General features: G+C 42.0%; 16 protein-coding genes and 1 pseudogene. 5 read left to right on the forward strand and 12 right to left on the reverse strand.

Annotated features, from left to right (window positions below; translation table 11 throughout):
• Positions 1–19 precede the first annotated feature (19 nt).
• Both NAF01_RS11565 and NAF01_RS11570 read right to left on the reverse strand, forming a co-directional pair.
• The gene (locus tag NAF01_RS11565) at positions 20–403 is read right to left on the reverse strand and encodes a MaoC/PaaZ C-terminal domain-containing protein (RefSeq protein ID WP_163145066.1); all 384 of its coding nucleotides are present in this window, start codon (positions 401–403) and stop codon (positions 20–22) included.
• Positions 396–848 carry an FAS1-like dehydratase domain-containing protein gene (locus NAF01_RS11570; RefSeq protein WP_250802320.1) on the reverse strand — a complete coding sequence of 151 codons (453 nt, stop codon included), beginning with the start codon at positions 846–848 and terminating at the stop codon, positions 396–398. Before NAF01_RS11570 ends, NAF01_RS11565 begins: the two co-directional genes overlap by 8 nt.
• Positions 849–1,027: 179 nt before the next feature.
• Between NAF01_RS11570 and NAF01_RS11575 the strand changes: the two genes are divergently transcribed.
• Positions 1,028–2,647 carry an ABC-F family ATP-binding cassette domain-containing protein gene (locus NAF01_RS11575; protein WP_076256563.1) on the forward strand — a complete coding sequence of 540 codons (1,620 nt, stop codon included), beginning with the start codon at positions 1,028–1,030 and terminating at the stop codon, positions 2,645–2,647.
• Between the two features lie 41 nt (positions 2,648–2,688).
• Here the strand turns inward: NAF01_RS11575 and NAF01_RS11580 are convergent, their stop codons facing one another.
• Positions 2,689–2,826 carry a YuzL family protein gene (locus tag NAF01_RS11580; RefSeq protein WP_082139039.1) on the reverse strand — a complete coding sequence of 46 codons (138 nt, stop codon included), beginning with the start codon at positions 2,824–2,826 and terminating at the stop codon, positions 2,689–2,691.
• Positions 2,827–2,930: 104 nt separating this feature from the next.
• On the opposite strand from NAF01_RS11580, the gene NAF01_RS11585 reads away from it, so the two are divergent.
• Positions 2,931–3,176 carry a YkuS family protein gene (locus NAF01_RS11585; protein WP_048011629.1) on the forward strand — a complete coding sequence of 82 codons (246 nt, stop codon included), beginning with the start codon at positions 2,931–2,933 and terminating at the stop codon, positions 3,174–3,176.
• Between the two features lie 330 nt (positions 3,177–3,506).
• Here the strand turns inward: NAF01_RS11585 and NAF01_RS11590 are convergent, their stop codons facing one another.
• Complete coding sequence (locus NAF01_RS11590) at positions 3,507–4,679, reverse strand: D-alanyl-D-alanine carboxypeptidase family protein (RefSeq protein ID WP_222500754.1); 1,173 nt, start codon at positions 4,677–4,679, stop codon at positions 3,507–3,509.
• A gap of 193 nt (positions 4,680–4,872) precedes the next feature.
• Entirely contained in the window at positions 4,873–5,826 is a 954-nt protein-coding gene (locus NAF01_RS11595; protein WP_222500756.1) for a glycine-rich domain-containing protein, read from the reverse strand.
• A 144-nt stretch (positions 5,827–5,970) separates the two neighbouring features.
• Here NAF01_RS11595 and NAF01_RS11600 point away from each other — a divergent pair.
• Positions 5,971–7,185: pseudogene (locus tag NAF01_RS11600) on the forward strand (NAD(P)/FAD-dependent oxidoreductase).
• Positions 7,186–7,209: 24 nt separating this feature from the next.
• On the opposite strand, the gene NAF01_RS11605 reads toward NAF01_RS11600, so the two are convergent.
• The 6 genes from NAF01_RS11605 to NAF01_RS11630 form a co-directional block, all read right to left on the reverse strand.
• The gene (locus tag NAF01_RS11605; RefSeq protein WP_222500758.1) at positions 7,210–8,400 is read right to left on the reverse strand and encodes a DHH family phosphoesterase; all 1,191 of its coding nucleotides are present in this window, start codon (positions 8,398–8,400) and stop codon (positions 7,210–7,212) included.
• A 101-nt stretch (positions 8,401–8,501) separates the two neighbouring features.
• Complete coding sequence (locus NAF01_RS11610; RefSeq protein WP_222500760.1) at positions 8,502–9,842, reverse strand: YjiH family protein; 1,341 nt, start codon at positions 9,840–9,842, stop codon at positions 8,502–8,504.
• A gap of 47 nt (positions 9,843–9,889) precedes the next feature.
• On the reverse strand, positions 9,890–10,870 hold the full coding sequence (locus NAF01_RS11615) for an agmatinase family protein (RefSeq protein WP_222500762.1): 981 nt from the start codon (positions 10,868–10,870) through the stop codon (positions 9,890–9,892).
• Complete coding sequence (hutI, locus tag NAF01_RS11620) at positions 10,855–12,141, reverse strand: imidazolonepropionase (protein WP_250802321.1); 1,287 nt, start codon at positions 12,139–12,141, stop codon at positions 10,855–10,857. Before hutI ends, NAF01_RS11615 begins: the two co-directional genes overlap by 16 nt.
• A 193-nt stretch (positions 12,142–12,334) precedes the next feature.
• Positions 12,335–13,996, reverse strand: a complete 1,662-nt coding sequence (gene hutU / locus NAF01_RS11625; RefSeq protein WP_250802322.1) for a urocanate hydratase — start codon at positions 13,994–13,996, stop codon at positions 12,335–12,337.
• Between the two features lie 172 nt (positions 13,997–14,168).
• Positions 14,169–15,653 (reverse strand): helix-turn-helix domain-containing protein, encoded by a 1,485-nt coding sequence (locus NAF01_RS11630; protein WP_250802323.1) that lies wholly within the window; start codon positions 15,651–15,653, stop codon positions 14,169–14,171.
• A gap of 148 nt (positions 15,654–15,801) precedes the next feature.
• On the opposite strand from NAF01_RS11630, the gene NAF01_RS11635 reads away from it, so the two are divergent.
• Positions 15,802–16,254, forward strand: a complete 453-nt coding sequence (locus NAF01_RS11635; RefSeq protein ID WP_250802324.1) for a cupredoxin domain-containing protein — start codon at positions 15,802–15,804, stop codon at positions 16,252–16,254.
• 110 nt (positions 16,255–16,364) lie between these two features.
• Here the strand turns inward: NAF01_RS11635 and safA are convergent, their stop codons facing one another.
• On the reverse strand, positions 16,365–16,991 hold the full coding sequence (gene safA / locus NAF01_RS11640; RefSeq protein ID WP_082138917.1) for a SafA/ExsA family spore coat assembly protein: 627 nt from the start codon (positions 16,989–16,991) through the stop codon (positions 16,365–16,367).
• 293 nt (positions 16,992–17,284) lie between these two features.
• Between safA and pflB the strand changes: the two genes are divergently transcribed.
• Entirely contained in the window at positions 17,285–19,510 is a 2,226-nt protein-coding gene (pflB, locus tag NAF01_RS11645; protein WP_250802325.1) for a formate C-acetyltransferase, read from the forward strand.
• Positions 19,511–19,516 lie beyond the last annotated feature (6 nt).

Consider the following 19,516-nt stretch of genomic DNA (forward strand, 5'->3'; position numbering starts at 1 on the left):
AACATTCCTTCCTTTATTATTAAATTTTAAATTCGAACCGGCCGGAAAGCTTTTGCTCACCAGCTTCATTTTTAACGGATACTTCTCCTGTCAGCCTTTTTTCGTTATCTTCCCATTTCTCTCCAGTCACTCTCCCTTCTATTGTCAGCTTCTCGCCGGGTCGTGTCATTTTGCTGAAGCGCACTTTGAACCTTCTCAGGTCCTTTCTTGGAAACCACTCAGCCAGTGCTTCACCTGCCATTCCCATGATAAGCATCCCGTGGGCGATCACTCCGTCCAATCCGGCTTTTTCTCCTACAGGGACTACTGTATGAATCGGATTGAAATCTCCGGATGCCCCTGCATACTTGACCAGCTGTGTATGTGTGATCTCTGGTTTATGAATCATTTTCAGCTCACTCATTTTTGCTTCCCCCTCTTTCTATAATGGTGGATTCTGAATAGAGAACATCTTTTCCATCACTGTTTATGTACTGAATACCTATTGTAATAAACCGCAGGTTCCTCTTTTCGAAAGAAGAAATTACTTTAGGGGCTGCAGTTACTGTATCACCAGCACATATTTCCCCCATATAGCAATATTCCTGGCCGCCGTGAAGAACCTTGAGCGGGTTAAGTCCGAATAGCTCAATTAGGGTTTCGAAATCCATGCCACCCCACATCTCGATGGCTGTTGGAAATGTTGGCGGGATGGGGATGTCACGGTACCCCTCTTTTCTCGCAGTGTCGGCATCATAATAAATAGGGTTTTTGTCTCCAATTGCCATAGCGAATTCTTTGATTTTTCCCCTTTCAATTGTAAACTGGAAAGGTTTTAACTTCACATCTGCTTTTAAAAGAGATTCCATTAAAATCGCACTTCCTCTCATCCTTTTATAATCTTTATGTATTCGACTTTTTCCTCCTGCTTCCTGTTAATTCTCTAAACTTTTATCGAAGAGGTTACATGATAATAAGAAGAATTCGCGATTACGCGCTGAAAGTGGTATAATTTTATGGATTATGTATTTGGAGGAATAAAAACAATATGATAACTGTCAGTAATGTAGGTCTTCGATACGGCGACCGCAAACTATTCGAAGACGTTAATATTAAATTCACACCTGGCAATTGCTATGGATTGATTGGAGCAAATGGTGCAGGTAAATCAACTTTTCTTAAAATTTTATCAGGTGAAATTGAGGCACAATCCGGAAGTGTTCATTTAGGCCCCGGAGAACGCCTGGCTGTCCTGAAGCAGAACCATTTTGAGTACGAAGAATTTGAAGTATTAAAAGTAGTCATCATGGGCCATGCCCGTCTTTATGAAGTGATGCAGGAAAAAGATGCTATTTATATGAAGGCTGATTTCACGGATGAAGATGGGATGAAGGCTGCTGAACTAGAAGGTGAATTTGCTGAATTAAATGGATGGGAAGCAGAATCTGAAGCAGCTATTTTGCTGAAGGGACTTGGAATCGGAGAAGAGCTTCACGACAAAAAAATGGCTGACCTTTCCGGTTCTGAAAAAGTGAAAGTTTTGCTTGCGCAGGCGCTTTTTGGCAAGCCGGATGTTCTTTTGCTGGATGAGCCGACAAACCACTTGGATATCAAAGCAATTCAATGGCTTGAGGAATTCCTGATCAACTTTGAGAATACCGTTATTGTCGTATCCCATGACCGCCATTTCTTAAACAAAGTTTGTACGCATATTGCCGATCTTGACTTTGGGAAGATCCAGATTTACGTTGGGAACTATGACTTCTGGTATGAGTCAAGCCAGCTTGCACAAAGAATGGCTCAGGATGCCAATAAGAAAAAAGAAGAAAAAATCAAGGAACTGCAAAGCTTTATTGCCCGCTTTAGTGCAAACGCATCAAAATCCAAGCAGGCAACTTCACGTAAAAAGCTTCTTGATAAGATTTCTCTGGATGACATTAGACCATCCTCAAGAAAATATCCGTATGTCGGATTTTCGCCAGACCGTGAAATTGGAAATGATTTGCTTCGGGTAGACGGCATCAGCAAAACAATTGATGGTGTTAAAGTTCTAAATAATGTCAGCTTCATCATGAATAAAGATGATAAAATAGCGTTAGTTGGCACGAACGAATTGGCGAAAACGACCCTGTTTAAAATACTGACTGGTGAAATGGAGCCGGATGAAGGAACGTTTAAGTGGGGTGTTACGACCTCTCAGTCCTATTTCCCTAATGACAACTCTGAGTTCTTTGAGAACTCTGATTTGAGCCTTGTAGACTGGCTGCGTCAATTCTCGCCTGCAGATGACAGTGAAAGCTTCCTGAGAGGTTTCCTTGGAAGAATGCTGTTCTCTGGTGAGGAAGTTCTAAAGAAAGCAAGCGTTCTTTCCGGTGGAGAAAAAGTCCGCTGCATGCTATCTAAAATGATGCTGAGCGGTGCTAACGTGCTTCTTTTAGACGAGCCGACAAACCACCTTGATTTGGAATCCATTACGGCATTGAATAATGGACTGATTAACTTCAAAGGCTCCATGATTTTTGCTTCACATGACCATCAGTTCATTCAAACCATTGCCAACCGCATTATTGAAATTACACCGGCTGGCATTGTCGATAAGCAAATGACTTATGATGAGTATTTAGAAGACTCAGCCATTCAGAAACAAGTAGCTGAAATGTATCAGTAAACAGTAAAAGCAGGAGGATCAGCCTCCTGCTTTTAACTTTGTCAAAAATCCTGTTTTTTCTTTTTATGGCGTGCAGAGGAAGCTGTTCTGCTGCCTGTTTCCATGTTGGTTGTCCCTTGCCCTTCGACGTTTGGAGAGCTCAATCCAGCCTTGGAAGGGTCTTTTTTGCGTTTGCTCATAGTTAAACACCTCCTTTCTTACTTTTTCGTGTTAAGGCTATTTTTATCCATGGAATAAAAATGGAGTACAAAAGCCAATCTAACAAACGGAGGAGGTGTTAACATTGACGAAAAGAGTAGCGGTTGAACAATCCTTAACAAATGTTTCTGAAGCGCTTCGCCAAAAAGGATACGAAGTGGTTGACATGAAGTCGGCGCATGATGCTGAGAACTGCTCATGCTGTGTTGTGAGCGGTGTTGATTCAAATGTAATGGGTATGCAGGATGTTTCTACAAAAGCATCTGTCATTGAAGCAAGCGGCCTTTCAGCGGACGAAGTATGCCGCCAGGTGGAGCAAAGAATGCAGTAATGAAAAGTGAGCCAAAGACTAAAGATAACTTCTTTAGTCTTTTTCAATGAAAATAAAGTGAAACTTCAATCAGTGGGGGTTTTCCTTATCCCCCACTGATTGTTAGTCGCGTTCTAGTGTCGCTAAGATCTCCGCTAGCGCTTCGATTAATCGACACTACGAACCCGATTGGTTCAACTAAGCCTCTGCCTGCGCATCGGCAAGTTTCACTGTATCTTACCAATCGGGCCTATACGGGCAGTTTGACCCCCACTTAACCTCCTTTGATTCCTCTGAGTCTTGAAGTGGGGGTCTTACTGCCCGTTAGACTGCGATAAATAAAGACGGGCTTTAAGCCCGTCTTCTCCTTCTTCTAGCTTTTGCTTTAAGATTTTTCCTTAAAACGAGAATAAAGATCCCGAATAAGAACAGGGCTAATCCTGCTTTTCCATAGTACCCTGTTGTCTCTTTTTCTGGCTCCTTATCTTTTTTGAGCTGACTTGAAACCACTTCATCCTGTTTATCCTCGATCAGCTTTACAGATTGAATGATTCTCCCGTTTTCATTCTTTATCTGCAGCTTCCCTTTTTCTGTAATGTTTTCTTCGTAGTTCCCTTTTGGCAAAGTGATGGGTATTATTTCATCGCCAGTTGTATAGGTTTTTCCATTAGAGGGAAATACATCAGTGCTGCCGAGTGCCGCAGCTTCAAAGTTGCTGTGTCCATAATTCAAAAGGTTTTTTGTATCATTATAAATGTCCCGCTTATAATCCGCTTTTAACACAATAGCGGTTAACTTTATTGAATCATATTCTGCAGAGGTAGCGAGAGTCTGTTTGGCTTCATCCACGAAACCGGTTTTCCCCCCTGTCACTCCCTCGAATGGAACCTCCCCTTTGAGCATCCTGTGATGAGTAAAGATGGTGGTGTCCCATGATTTTCCTGTCCACTTCAATTCCTTTGTCCCATAGATTTCTCTGAAGGTCTCATTTTTCAGGGCGTAATTGGTTAATTTCGCAAGGTCAGCTGCGGTTGTAAAGTGGTTTTCATCATACAGACCGTGAGGATTAACAAAGTGGGTATTTTTTAACCCAACATTCTTTTTCAGGTAGCGATTAAGGTTCTCTGAGAATGCTTCTATATTGCCGTCCAAATGCTCAGCAATGCTCCAGGCGGCATCATTTCCTGAGTTAATCAGCATTCCCTGAACGAGTTTTTTTAAGGGCACCTGTTCCCCTTCCTCCAAATACACTTGTGTTCCTTCGGCCTCCGCTGCATTCCTGCTGATTGTGGCCAAATCATTCAAGTCGCCATTTTCAATGGCATAAATGGCTGTTGCTATTTTCGTCAGACTGGCAGGGTACATCTTTTTATCCGCGTTTTTTGCATATAGAACAGCTCCTGATTCTGAATCTGTTACAATTGCGGCTTCACTGATAATTTCAGGCCCTTTTGTTTCCTCAGCAGCTGCATTTCCAGTCGGAAAACTGAATAAAAGCAGGATAATAGCAACCAATTTTTTCATAAATACACATCCATTTCAAACCGATAATCAATCCATCCTGATTGTATCAAACAATAAATGCATAGCCTTATCATATTTATAAATTGTTACATAATTGAAAATTTGATACCTTATTTTGAGAAGACTGATAATGAAAGGAAATTATTGATTTACCTTTTCGAAAAACAAAAAAGCAATCCAATTGGACTGCTTTTCAGCTGGAGCATCCGCCTCCACAGCTCGAACAGCTGGAGCCGCCTGAATCATTTCCTCCTCCAGAATCATGATCATTGCTGCTGCATGAGAAGCCTGAGCAGTAAACCATTCCGGCAGCATTGGCTTTTGCGAGCTCCTCGGGGAGCAGTTCATTCATATTGTCCTCGAACCAATCTGGTTCATAAACCGAAAAATACACGGCTGGAAACAGCAGATAGGAATACTGGCTGACAGATGTGGGCTTCGTAAATTCCAGCGGCTTTTTCCCAAGGTTCATTAATTCTGATTCAGATATTTCATGCTTCAGTTTTTCTATAATCTTCTTTTTAAGTTCAAGCCAATCATTTCCTGTCCTGAAATACTTATTTAACAGTTGAGTTTCATTCATGCTCCTGAAATCATCTAGTATTTCTTTTTTAATAGGATTCTGCAAAAAGCCCCCCCATATTCTGCTGCTATTATGGCCTGCCTTAAAAAGAGTTAAATACACCCAGTCAAAAAAGGCCCTTTCACCTGGAATGGGGGTGCTGTTCATATTTGGGGAATGGTGAAGATATTCACCGAAGAATTTCTTGGAAAACTGATCATAATCACGGGTGAACATCAGCATTTCATGCCAGATGTCATCCGCTTTACTGCTGAACATAGGCACCGTTTTCAGTATGGCATTTATCACAAAATATCTTTTCAGCTCAAAAAATGTCCAATCATATGCGTAGTCTTTCCATTTCGGGTGCTCTCTCAATACACGATTTTTTATATTCTCCCTGTACCCTTCAGGCAAAGATTTTTCTAATTGCTGGATCATCGGCAGATAGTCGTCTGACTGAATTCCCAGATTCTCAGGAAATGGCTCGTTTTTAATGAAAGGATCCCTGCTAGCTCCTTTATAAATGACTATTATTAAAAACGCAGTAAATAACACCCCAAAAACTAACAATATTAAGTCCATAATTCCCCTCCTCTTCCTAATTGCAATCAACTCAATTATAAATCAATTTTCCTGTTTTTTAGAAATTAAGTAAAATTTATCCTTAGTAATATTTTTATCTTGGCAGAACAAAATAATGAGGATAAGTATATAGGGGGAAAATGAATGGATTTGCTGAGCGGTAAGTTGTATTGGCCGGAAACACTCGATGCTGCGCATACTTATCCAATGCTGGAACAGGATATTGATTGCGATGTATTTATTATTGGAGCAGGATCTTCCGGTGCTCAATGTGCTTATTATTTGAGCAATTACGATCTTAAAGTAGTGGTGGCTGACAAAAGAAAAGCCGGGACTGGCAGTACTTCTGTTAATACTGCACTCATTCAATATGCAGGCGACAAAACATTTGCTGAATTAATTAACAGTTTTGGAGAGGAGTATTCAGCAAGACACCTTAAGCTGTGTGAAAAAGCCATTAAAGAGATTGAAAATGCTTAACAGCTTCTTAGTGATAAATTTGACTTCGAGTGGAAAGATACGCTGTATTATGCCAGTTCATCCGAAGACACTGCTAAACTGGAACAAGAATACCATTACCTAAGAAAACATGGATTCCCGGTCGAACTTTGGGATGAAAAGAAAATTGAAGAGCATTATTCATTTATAAAGCCAGCAGCTATTTATTATAAAAATGATGCTGTTATTAACCCATTGAAGTTTACCTATGCCCTCTTGGATTATGCTAAAAGCAAAGGGGGAGTCATTTATGAAAACACGGCCTTAACCGGTCATAAAATTGAGGGTAATACAACTGTGTTTTTCAGTGCTAAAGGTTCAATCAGAGCAAAGAAAGTGATATTTGCGTGCGGATATGAAGGGTTGGAAATTAAAAAGGAAAAAAACGCAGTGATTACGAGTTCATATGCTGTGGTCACGAATCAGACTGCAGATTTTACTGCCTGGTATAATAAAACCTTAATTTGGGAGTCAGCAAGGCCCTATATTTATTTCCGGACTACAGCAGATAACAGGATCATTATTGGAGGACTTGACGAAAATACCGGTTATGCTGATGCCCGGGACGCTCACATAACTCACAAGCGTGAACAGCTGATTAATGAGCTTCACAAACTGTTTCCGAATATTGATGCTGAACCGGAGTATTTCTTGGCTGCTTTTTATGGAGGCACACATGATGGTCTGCCGATCATTGGTGAGTACAAAGAAATACCCAACAGTTATTTCCTATTTGTTTATGGTGATAATGGAACGGTTTATAGTATGGTTCTATCTCAAATTATTACAGATATCATTGTAAAGGGGCAAAGCAGCGATTTGGAGCTGTATCGGCAGGACAGGCCTTTATTAATGAAATAAAACCGCCCCGCATGGGCGGTTTTACTATTTTTTAGATTTCAAATAAAATTTCTTTAAATAATCTACATAAATATCATCATTAACAAGCCAAGTCTGGTATTTTCTTTTAATAAAGTTTTCTGCTTGCAGAAAGTTCCGATAGGATTCGCGAACTGGCTTTCCATTCATTTCAAGGATCCATTTGTCGTCAGCTTCAGCAAAAATAAAAAATTTGTCTCCTTTCTTATTTTCGTACAGTGATCCCTGTTTCGCGCTTTTATTATTGTATTTGTTTTTAAATGCATCCTGCCTCAAAGGGTCCAGGGGAAAAATGTCCTGAACGAATAGTTTATAAGCATCTTTTCCCATCGAACAGCCTGATGCTTTGGCATGTCCGCCCCCTCCAAACTTTCCGGCCACGGCAGAAACATCAACGTGGCCATGGATTGTCCTGAAACTGATTTTTTTGCCCCCGAGATTTAAGATAGCGATATAATCGATATGGGGATACTCTTTACCAAGCTCATTGCCAAGCTCCGAATGATAAGATTCTGCATGGACAATGCCTGTACAATATTCGCCGACGAACGTTTGTATCATTTCCCGCTTCTTCCGCCTGACGTAACGCTCAATTTTCTTCTCTTCCATATTCAGCAATTTCTGTTCAAACTCATCAAATTCGAATGTATCAGAGTTCATGATTCTTTCCGTCATTTTTTCTTCGAATTCTTCTATGGAAATCATGAAAAATAAATCATTCAGATTTTTTGCCTTTATATTTTCATTTTGGTCCCATTCCCAGGTGTCATACTGTCGGACAAGCTCGACAAATTCATCGAGGGCCTGAGACGGCTGGATCATTTCATGCTCCTGGAGATACTCATACAGCAAAGAGGTTGCAGCCGTGAGCCTGCCATCTTCATATTGCACTTTCACTCTGCCCCAGCTGTAATCATTAAAATGAAGAGCTGTTTTATGATGGTCAATTAATCTGACGTTTCCGCCTCCTTTTGCCAGATCATCAAGCCTGATCAAGTTTTCATCGTTAACTGATAAATCTGTGATCATTAAAAAATCATCTTTTATATTTTTTTCATTTTCCAGCAATTTTTCTATCTGATAATCAAGTCCCATCACAGAGTTATAGCGTACCTCAACATCTTTTCCAAAAGCGATCCTGGCAACAATGCCGCACCCGACACCATCAAGGTCATTATGTGTATACAGCCTGTACAAAATCCATCACCTGCTATTCTTAGACTCATTCCTCTGTTAGTTTGGTTACGGAGGAAAATTCTATGCGAAAAATCCCTGCTGAAGTGAGCAGGGATTTCCAGTTAAAGCAGCAAATAGGCCAGTGGAGCAGTAATCAGTATGGTCAGAATTGTTCTTTCTGCCCAGATGACAAGCAGCTGCGGAATAGAAAGAGGAATTTCTGTTGATAAAATACACGGGACAAGTGCAGAAAAGAAAATTATAGCTGATACGGAAACAACTCCGATTACAAATTTAGTGACTAGTGCAGCCTCCGCTGCAAGCAGGGCTGGAAGGAACATTTCTGCAATTCCCACCGCACTTGCCTTTGCTGCCAATAACGGATCAGGAAGCTGTACGAGAGCCGTAAAAGGATAAAAGATATAACCCAGCCAATCAAATACAGGAGTGAATTCGGCAAGAATCAGGCCCAATAAACCGACTGACATAATGGAGGGCAAAATGGACATTGTCATGACAAACCCATCTTTTAAATTATCCTTTATGTTTTTCCATAATGTGGGTGACTCAGCTGCTGTATCCATCGCTTCTTTCCAGGCTGCCTGCAGACGGTTTCCTGTAAAGGTTTCAACTGGAGGACCCTGGTTATTGTAATATTCTTCGCTCATTGATTTAAGAGGCCAGATTCTTACGGTAATAGCCGTTACGAGGAAAGTGACAGCAAACGTCGTCCAAAAATAGGTGTTCCAGATGTCCATCAATCCAAGTGTTTTAGCCACAACAATCATAAACGTTGCGGAGACCGTTGAGAACCCGGTAGCAATAATGGCTGCTTCCTTAATGCTGTATTTTCCTTCTTTAAATACCCTGTTGGTTATGAGCAGTCCGATTGAATAGCTGCCTACAAAAGAAGCAACTGCATCAATAGCTGATTTTCCCGGTGTTTTCCAGATTGGCTTCATAATCGGCTGCATAATGACACCGAAAAATTCAAGCAATCCATATCCAACCAGCAGGGCAAGAAATACTGAGCCGATTGGAACAAGAAGTCCGACAGACACCACCAGTTTCTCAAACAAGAAAGGTCCCATGCTCGGGTCAAATAGCCAGGCAGGGCCGAAACCGAAGACAATCATAATGGCTGTGAAAAATCCGATTACCTTAAAAAAAGAGAAAACAGTATTTACTTTATTTTTGTTCCAGGTTTTTGCATAGAATGGATAAATGGCGCCGAGCAGTATGACAAGCAACGCATAGTATGTTACAGCTGCAGGCAGGTATGTCTGAATCGCAGTTACGATATGGTCCAGCATAATGGAGGATTTCCCGTTAACAGTGACTGGTATAAAAAACATAAATATGCCAATGGCACTGAAGAGAAAAAACTTAGCCTTATTTTTACTAGTTGCGTTGGGATTTAGTTCAGGCTGGCGGGATTGACTTAATATCGTTTCTTTTTCCATTCTCATTCCCCCTCATAATATTGCGGATAAGGAGCAGAGTGAGCCCCTTACCTTCTGTTCATTAAAGCTGTTAAAAAGGTCAGAAATGTATACGTGCCTGCTTTAACGGTTGGCTGTGCCTGGTGATCTCTTGTTGGATCAAGGCAGACAATATCCATGGCTGCCGTTTTGGAGGAAAGACCAGCTGCATATACGGCCGTAAATAGTTCTTCAGTGCTCATGCCGCCTGGTGTGGATGCAGGGACCCCAGGCGCAAAACCAATGTCCAGCACATCCATGTCAATCGTGACATAAATTTTGTCCACTTTTGATTCCAGCTGCCGGATTGATTCTCTAACCGTTTCCTCAATCCCCCGTCTTCTGGCTTCCTTTAAGGTAATATAATTGAGCTTATGTTCTTTAGCATAATGGACTAGCGACTGGCTGTTGAAAAAGCCATGAAGGCCAATATTGTAGACATTTTCCCCTTTAATTTTGTTGTTCTGAATCAGATTGCGGATGGGCGTCCCATTTGTCGGTCCATGATCTTCAAGACTTCTGAGGTCAAGGTGCGTATCCAGCTGGAGAATGCCGATTTCTTTTTCGGGCTCCAGTTCCTTCAGGCCGCTGACCAGCATGGCTGTGATGGAGTGATCCCCTCCGATCGCAATTGGAAATGAATCAGGAAATTGTGTCCGTACGTCCTTTATCGTTTGCTTTATGTTGGAATGGCATTGCGGAATATCCGTGAAATGCATCTTCACATCACCAAGATCAGCAACATTCAGTTCTTGAAGATCCCTTTCAAAATCCAGATTGTACGTGGAAAAGCCTTTCCAGGACCTCCTGAAGGATTCAGGGAATTCAGATGCTCCTGATGCACTTATCGATGAGCGGGAAAGAGGGACACCGAAAAGCACGACATCCCAGTTTTCTTTCTTTAATTCCTCATCCCTCTGGATTTGGCGAATCCATTCACTCACCTTTACGTCAGTTCCCAGTTCGGTTTGCGGCCAAAAAAACCCGGGAGGATTTATTGTTGGTAGCATAAGCTTCCTCCCTTCACGACCACTTCCCCATTTTTAATCACTGTGTCTGTATGGTTCATGCCGTAGTGATATTGCATTTGCATGTAGTTTGGTACATTGAGCAGAAGCAGATCAGCTTTTTTGCCGGGTTCTATGCTTCCCACTTCTTCTGCCCGATTGATTGCATGTGCTGCATTAATGGTAGCGGCTGCAATGGCTTCTGCAGGTGTAAGTCCCATATGCATGCATGCAAGATTCATCATAAATGGCATGGAGCAGGTTGGCGAAGATCCGGGGTTGCAATCGGTTGATAAAGCAACTGGAACACCCTTATCAATCATGCGTCGACCTCTGGCTGCTTCAGCCATCAGGAAGAATGCTGTGCCTGGAAGAAGCACACCGATTACTCCCTTTTCAGCCATCATTTCCATGCCTTTATCAGATGCTCTGAGCAAATGATCCGCAGAGATGGCACCAACTTCTGCAGCAAGCTCGGCCCCCTCATAAGGTTCGATTTCGTCGGCATGGATTTTAGGAATAAGGCCATGCTTCTTCCCTGCTTCAAGAAGTTTTCTGGACTGCTCCGGTGTGAATACCCCTCTTTCGCAGAAAATATCATTGAATTCGGCAAGCTTTTCTTCAGCTACTTTCGGCAGCATTTCTTCAATAACCAAATCTATAAAAGCATTTGGATTCTCTTTGTATTCAGCAGGAACTGCATGTGCCCCCATAAAGGTGCGGACAACATCCACCGGATGCAGTTCATCCGCTTTCCGGGCTGCCGTCAGCTGCTTTCGCTCTGTTTCCCAATCCAGTCCATATCCGCTTTTTGCCTCTATCGTGGTTACTCCGTGTTTAAGGAAGCGATCAAGACGGAAAAGGCTCGCATCTACCAATTCCTCTTCAGTGGCGTTTCTGGTCATAGAAGTGGTAGCGTGAATTCCGCCGCCATTGTTCATGATTTCCATATAAGTCGCCCCGTTCAGGCGCATATTGAATTCCTCTTCCCTGCTGCCTGCATAAACAAGGTGTGTATGCGGATCAACCAGTCCTGGAAGAAGGATTTTTCCTGTCGCATCAATGATTTCAGCTTCCTGAAGCCGGCTTTGATATTCAGCTTGGAGTTCCGCTGTTGTCCCTGCTGCTTTAATTCTGTCCTCTTCAATCCATACTGCCCCGTCTTCAATGATGTGAAGCTCGCTCATTTTTTCTTTTGTCAGCGGCTGTTTGGAGCTGCCCTTTAAGGTAATCATTTGATTTGCATGTTTGATAAAAATAGGTTTTGAGTGCATTTTGTGCTCCTCCTTAAAAAATGGAAGTTCCAATCCGAAGGAATCACGGATTGGAGGGCTTCCTCATTGAAAATATTAATGGTTATTTGCAAGTTTAAGAGTTTTATTTGCAGATTTGACTGACCTATTTGCAAATTAGCATGGTTTATTTGCAAATTTTTCACTTCTATTTGCTAATTTTATAAAATTTTCTTTATTTCATCATTGGAATGTTTACGCCTTTTTCTTTTGCTGTTTTGATAGCAAGGTCATAGCCTGCATCTACATGGCGTACAATTCCCATTCCAGGATCAGATGTGAGGACACGTTCAAGGCGCTGTTCTGCTTCCTTCGTGCCATCCGCAACGATGACCATTCCAGCATGTAAGGAGTATCCCATTCCTACTCCGCCTCCATGGTGGACGGAAACCCAGCTTGCTCCTCCGACAGCATTGATCAGTGCATTCAGGATTGGCCAGTCTGCCACTGCATCACTGCCGTCCTTCATGGCTTCTGTCTCGCGGTTTGGAGATGCAACTGAACCGGAATCCAGATGGTCACGGCCGATAACGATCGGTGCTTTCAGTTCTCCGCGGGCAACCATATCATTGATGATTTTTCCAAATTTTGCTCGCTCCCCATAACCAAGCCAGCAAATTCTTGAAGGCAGTCCCTGGAATTGAATTTTCTCCTGTGCCATCTTGATCCATTTGCAAAGATGTTCGTTATCTGCAAATTCGCGCAGGATCACTTCATCTGTTTTATAGATATCTTCGGGGTCTCCTGATAATGCTACCCAGCGGAAAGGCCCTTTCCCTTCACAGAATAACGGACGGATGTAGGCAGGCACGAATCCAGGGAAATCAAAAGCATTCTCGACACCCTCATCTTTCGCAACCTGACGGATATTGTTTCCGTAATCAAATGTAACTGCGCCCTTCTTTTGCATGTCCAGCATAGCCTGAACATGGACAGCCATGCTTGCTTTTGATTTCTGAACATAATCAGCAGTATCTTCCTTTCGCAGAACAGCTGCTTCTTCTAATGAATAGCCGATTGGAACATAGCCATTTAAAGGATCATGTGCAGAAGTCTGATCAGTCAGGACATCCGGGGTGAAATCCATCTCAAGCATTTTTGGCAGAATTTCAGCTGCATTGCCTAATAGCCCGATAGAAAGCGGACGGCCTTCCTGTTTTGCCTCTGTTGCCAACTTAATAGCCTCTTCAATTGAATAAACCTTTGTATCCAGGTATTTCGTTTCAAGCCTGCGGTCAATGCGGTGTTCATCCACATCAATGGCAATGCAGACACCATCATTCATGGTTACGGCGAGCGGCTGAGCGCCACCCATTCCGCCAAGGCCTGCTGTTAACGTAATCGTCTGTTTCAGTGAGCCGGAGAAGTGCTGCCTGCCAAGCTCGGCAAATGTTTCATAGGTTCCTTGGACGATTCCTTGGCTTCCGATATAAATCCAGCTTCCCGCTGTCATTTGGCCATACATCATCAGGCCTTTCTTATCAAGCTCGTGGAACGTATCCCAGTTTGCCCAGGCCGGCACCAGATTCGAGTTGGCGATCAATACCTTTGGTGCATCTTCATGTGATTTAAATACCGCAACCGGCTTTCCGGATTGAACGAGTAGTGTTTCATCGTCTTCTAATTCATGAAGGGTTTTTACAATCGCATCATAGCAATCCCAATTTCGGGCAGCCTTCCCTATGCCGCCGTAAACAACCAGTTCTTCCGGAATCTCTGCAACCTCTTTGTCTAAGTTATTCATTAGCATGCGAAGTGCCGCTTCCTGAATCCAGCCCTTTGCGTGGAGCTCACTGCCTTGATAATTTTTAATTTCTCTTTTTGTTTCCGCTTTCATTGTTATCCCTCCAATGTTATCTCATATTGAAATTTTATAATGAGAAATATCTGAAAAGTAGAATAATTAGGTTTGATTTTTTGTAAAAATATAAGATTATATTCTTGGATTATGCCTATTTTTATATTAATATTGGTGTTTTTATAAAAAAATACAAAAATAAAACCCCCATTTAAAAGGAGGTTTTGTGCAGACTTTTTCTAAATTGATTAGGCGGTATACCTTTAATTTTACTGAACACTTTATTGAAGTATTGCTGATTTCGAAAACCGCAGACAGATGAGATTTCTTTTATGCTCATTTCTGATTCCAGAAGAAGCTTGGCAGATTGCCTGATCCGGGTTTCATTAAGGAGCTCCCGAAATGATTTACCGCATTTTTTTGCCAGCATGGAGCTAATATAGTTTGGGTTTCGATCTGCGTATTCAGCTGCCTTCTCAAGGGTGACTGAAGAGTCCCAGTAATTTGTTTCTATAAAGAATTGGACTCTGTCGGTAAGATCCAGCTTCAGTTTCTTATCAGATCGAATGGTCTCAAACACATAGGAAATGAAGCTGATCATTTCGTTAATAATCCGGTAGATCAATGGCGAATATAGGATCGTCTGGAATAAACGAAGGTATTCCTTCTCCATTTCTCCGTCGGCAAGGCGGAATGTCTTCATATGCCTGCGGATTTGCGCAAGAATACTGGTCAGCCGGATTCTGATTAGGCCGGGTTCCGGATATGGATCTTCCAATATAAGAAATTCTTTGGAAAACCATGATTTGATCCCTTCTAAATCAGCCTGATTCAGGAAATCAATCCAGCTGCTCTGTTCCTCGGGAGTTAAGAACGGATCAATTGAAAGCCATTTAGGCAGCGATGCTTCCTCAATTACCTGATTAAACCCCCTGAAAAATGTTAACTCCACCAGTTTTCTATTCGCATCATAATGGCTTTTGAGAGTATTCTGACCTTCCTGGCCAGTATTAATGCTGATGGCAATTGGTTCAGGTGAGGTTTCCTGCCAATTCCTCATAAATTTGACGCTTTCCTCTTTCCACGATACGCCCGATTTTTCAGCAATTATCAATACCATGTCACTTAAAATAAAATAATCGACTCGTTTCTGGAACGCATAGCTTTCCAGAAATTCATATAAAATTGGAAGCTCGAGCACATTTTCAGTTTTTATGCCAATGGAAAGAAAAGGCTCTGCCGGATCTTTCGTTTCTAAAAATATATCCTGGTAATTGAAATTTTTATCTGCTTTTATGCTGGAGCTTTTTTCAGCAGCTGGAGCTTTCAGCTTTTGTCGCCTCTGAATGTTTCTTGCAGATTTCAATAAAATATCAGCTGAAATGGGCTTAAGTATCAAATCGGCTACACCCATGTCAATGGCTCGCTTTGCCTGTGCAAAGGTCGCTTCCATTGTAAGTGCAATAAGATCCGGCCCTATAATTTGAATGGTTTTTAAGAAAGAGCTGTATCTATCTTCCTTTATCAAATCAAGTTCAAAAATCAGCAGATCGGGCTGAAAAGTCTCAAGCTTTTTAATAAGCCCTGCCTCATCTTCGGCAGACTCCACATCCCATGCGTTCATGGAAGATTTCAACAGCCACTCTATACCCTTTGTATCGTACTCATCCCGATTGGCCACAAGTACCTTGTACATGCTGCCACTTCCTTTTTTAAATCTATTATGAAATAATTTTTCAGCAGCTGTAAAGAAAAATCGGAAAAATCCCGCAAATAGTAGACAAGTTATGATGCCCTTAAAGCATATCTATATATGGACAACTAATTTTGGAAGGAGTATGACCATGCCTTTTCTTGTATTAAAGAAACGCAGCATCATTGCCTTTGTCATCATATTTTCAGTCATTGTTTCTGCATCTGTATGGTTTTTTTCAAAGTCTGACAGTTTGACGGTATTCAACCAGAACGAAGGCGAAAAAGTCCGGGAAATCCATATGGTTACAGGAGAATTTAAAGCCAAGCTGCCTGATGGCAAGGAAATCGAAGCATATCGCTGGGATCCGGGAACCATTTTTCTGGAAAAAGATGAAAAGGTTAACCTGAAGATTTGGGGAGTCAACGGAATGGAACATCCTTATATCATCGAAGGAACCGATATTAAGGGTGTTGTAAAGAAAGCCGAAGAAACAGTGGTCCCTCTTCAATTTGATAAAGAAGGCGTTTACCGTCTGATTTGTCTTACTCATCCGGATAAGGATAATAGCGGACCTATGATTGCTTATATTGTAGTAGATTAATGGGCAAAGCAAAAGCACCGGATTATTCCGGTGCTTTTCTTTACTGTCTAGCGCAAGCAGCTTGCCCCCTCGAGGTGTCGGGGGTGGGCAAGGCGCTGGAGATTTTCCTCTTATCTCCCAATAAACATTTGTGTCCAATAGTGTCCGTAAGTTCCGCCCTGTGCGTAACCTACTCCGATTTCTGTGAAGTTCGCAGATAGGATATTTTTGCGGTGACCCTCACTGTTCATCCACGCTGTTACCACTTCCTGAGGAGTTCTTTGCCCGGCAGCAATGTTTTCCCCAGCAGTTCTGTAGGTAATTCCGAAGCTCTTCATCATATCAAACGGGCTTCCGTATGTAGGTGAGTTATGATCGAAATATCTCTTATTAATCATATCCTGAGATTTGTACCTTGCTACTCTCGCAAGCTCCCAATTTGATTTCAGCGGCTTTAATCCGTACTTTGCCCTTTCCTGGTTAACAAGCTGAACTACTTGTTCTTCAACGCCTGTTGTGGCTTTTGACAGAGTAGGGATATTCACCTTTTGTCCGGGATAAATGAAGTTCGGGTTTGAAATCTGCCCGTTGGCATTAATGATTTCAGGAACACCCACCTGATACTTCATGGCAATCTTCCACATCGTATCCCCTGGCTGAACGGTATGTACTGTTGATGCTTTTGCATCAAAATTGAATCCAAAGACAAGTGCGACAGACAACATTAAAATGAATGAAAGTTTTGATAGTGTTTTCATATTTATATTTAATCAAAAACTTCTACTCTAATAAACAGGTAATTGTTGGCGCCGAATGTAAGAATTTCATAATAATTGCTATCAGTTTTTATGGTCGGATTTTCATCTGTGTATAACAGTTCACAGACTCTGGATGGTTTTGTAATACACTTTTTGTCTGAAGTTGCATAATAACTATATTTCACAATACGTTCAAAATGTTTGTGATTTATTTCACATTAAATCTGTTATATTGATAGTATAGTAAAGTTGTAACAACTGTTATACAAATAATCTCTTTGAGGTGAACTGACATGGAAAGATGGAACGGCTTTAAAGAAGGCATTTGGACACGTGAAATTGATGTTAGAGATTTTATATTAAAGAACTTTACACCTTTTTCCGGGGATGAATCATTTTTGAAAGGTCCTACAGAAGCTACATCATTTTTATGGGAAAAAGTAATGGCTCTCACCAAAAAGGAGCGGGAACAAGGCGGCGTGCTCGATATGGACACAGAAATCGTCTCCACTATTACCTCACATGGACCTGGTTATCTCGTTCAGGATAAAGAAAAAATTGTAGGTGTCCAGACTGACCAGCCGTTTAAGCGCTCTCTTCAGCCATTTGGCGGAGTCCGCATGGCTGTGGCTGCCTGTGAAGCATACGGCTATGAAGCCAGCAAAGACATTGAAAAGATATTTACAGACTATCGCAAAACACATAACCAGGGCGTGTTTGATGCCTATACGGATGAAATGAAGCTTGCCCGTAAAGCTGGCATAATTACCGGACTGCCTGATGCATATGGCCGGGGCAGGATTATCGGAGATTACCGCAGGGTTGCCCTTTATGGGGCTGACCGCTTGATTGAAGCGAAAAAAGCTGATATGAAATCGACCTCAAGTGTAATGACGGAAGAAAATATTCGATTGAGGGAAGAAATTTCAGAACAGATCAGGGCTCTGAAGGAACTGAAACAGCTGGCAAACAGCTACGGTTTTGATATATCAAAGCCTGCAGGAAATGCTCTTGAAGCTTTCCAATGGCTGTATTTCGCTTATCTTGCTGCCATCAAGGAACAAAATGGTGCCGCTATGAGTCTTGGCCGTGTTTCCACTTTTCTTGATATTTTCATAGAAAGAGACATTAAGAACGGGGTACTTACCGAGACGGAAGCGCAGGAGCTGGTTGATCACTTTGTCATGAAGCTGCGTCTCGTAAAATTCGCCAGAACGCCTGATTATAATGAATTATTCAGCGGTGACCCTACATGGGTTACAGAGTCCATTGGCGGGATGGCGCTTGATGGCCGCCCGCTTGTAACAAAGAATTCTTTCCGCTTCCTTCATACCCTTAGAAATCTTGGTCCTGCTCCGGAACCGAACTTAACGGTATTATGGTCCGCCAAGCTTCCTGAGAACTTTAAAAAATATTGTGCCAGGATGTCAATCGAAACAAGTTCAATCCAATACGAAAACGACGATATCATGCTTCCCGAGTATGGCGATGATTATGGAATCGCCTGCTGTGTTTCTGCCATGGAAATAGGAAAACAAATGCAATTTTTCGGAGCAAGAGCAAACCTTGCAAAGGCCCTCTTATATAGCATTAATGGCGGCAAGGATGAAAAACTGGGCATTCAGGTCGGCCCGGCCTATGCCCCAATAACATCAGACATCCTTCGATATGAGGAAGTGATGGAGAAGTTTGATTTCATGATGGAATGGCTGGCAGACCTCTATATTAATACTCTGAATATCATTCATTACATGCATGATAAATATAGCTACGAACGAATCGAAATGGCTTTGCATGACTCCGAAATTCTCAGAACAATGGCCACTGGCATTGCGGGTCTGAGTGTTGCGGCCGATTCGCTAAGTGCCATCAAATATGCAACCGTTAAGGCAATCCGTGATGAGAACGGGATAGTGATTGATTTTATAACAGAAGGAGATTTTCCGAAATACGGAAATAATGATGATCGCGTCGACAGCATCGCTATAGACCTGGTTGAACGGTTTATGAAGAAGCTACGAAAGCATCAGACTTACAGAAACTCTATGCACACGATGTCGATATTAACCATTACATCAAATGTGGTATATGGCAAGAAAACTGGCAATACACCTGATGGACGGCGTGCCGGAGAGCCATTTGCCCCAGGTGCAAATCCAATGCACGGAAGAGATACGAAAGGAACGCTTGCTTCCCTGTCCTCTGTTGCAAAATTACCGTACAAACAGGCGCTCGATGGCATCAGCAACACCTTCTCCATTGTTCCTAAAGCACTTGGAAAGTATGATGAAAGCCGTGTTCGAAATCTGGTATCCATACTCGATGGATATGCCATAAAATCCGGGCATCACTTAAATGTCAATGTATTCAATAAAGAAACACTTATGGATGCCATGGAACATCCGGAGGAATATCCGCAGCTGACCATCAGGGTTTCAGGCTATGCAGTAAACTTCATTAAGCTGACTAAAGAGCAGCAGCTTGATGTTATAAATCGGACATTCCATGAATCCATGTAACCAATC

It is taken from the genome of Cytobacillus firmus (assembly GCF_023657595.1).
Taxonomy (GTDB): Bacteria; Bacillota; Bacilli; order Bacillales; family Cytobacillaceae; genus Cytobacillus; species Cytobacillus firmus_B.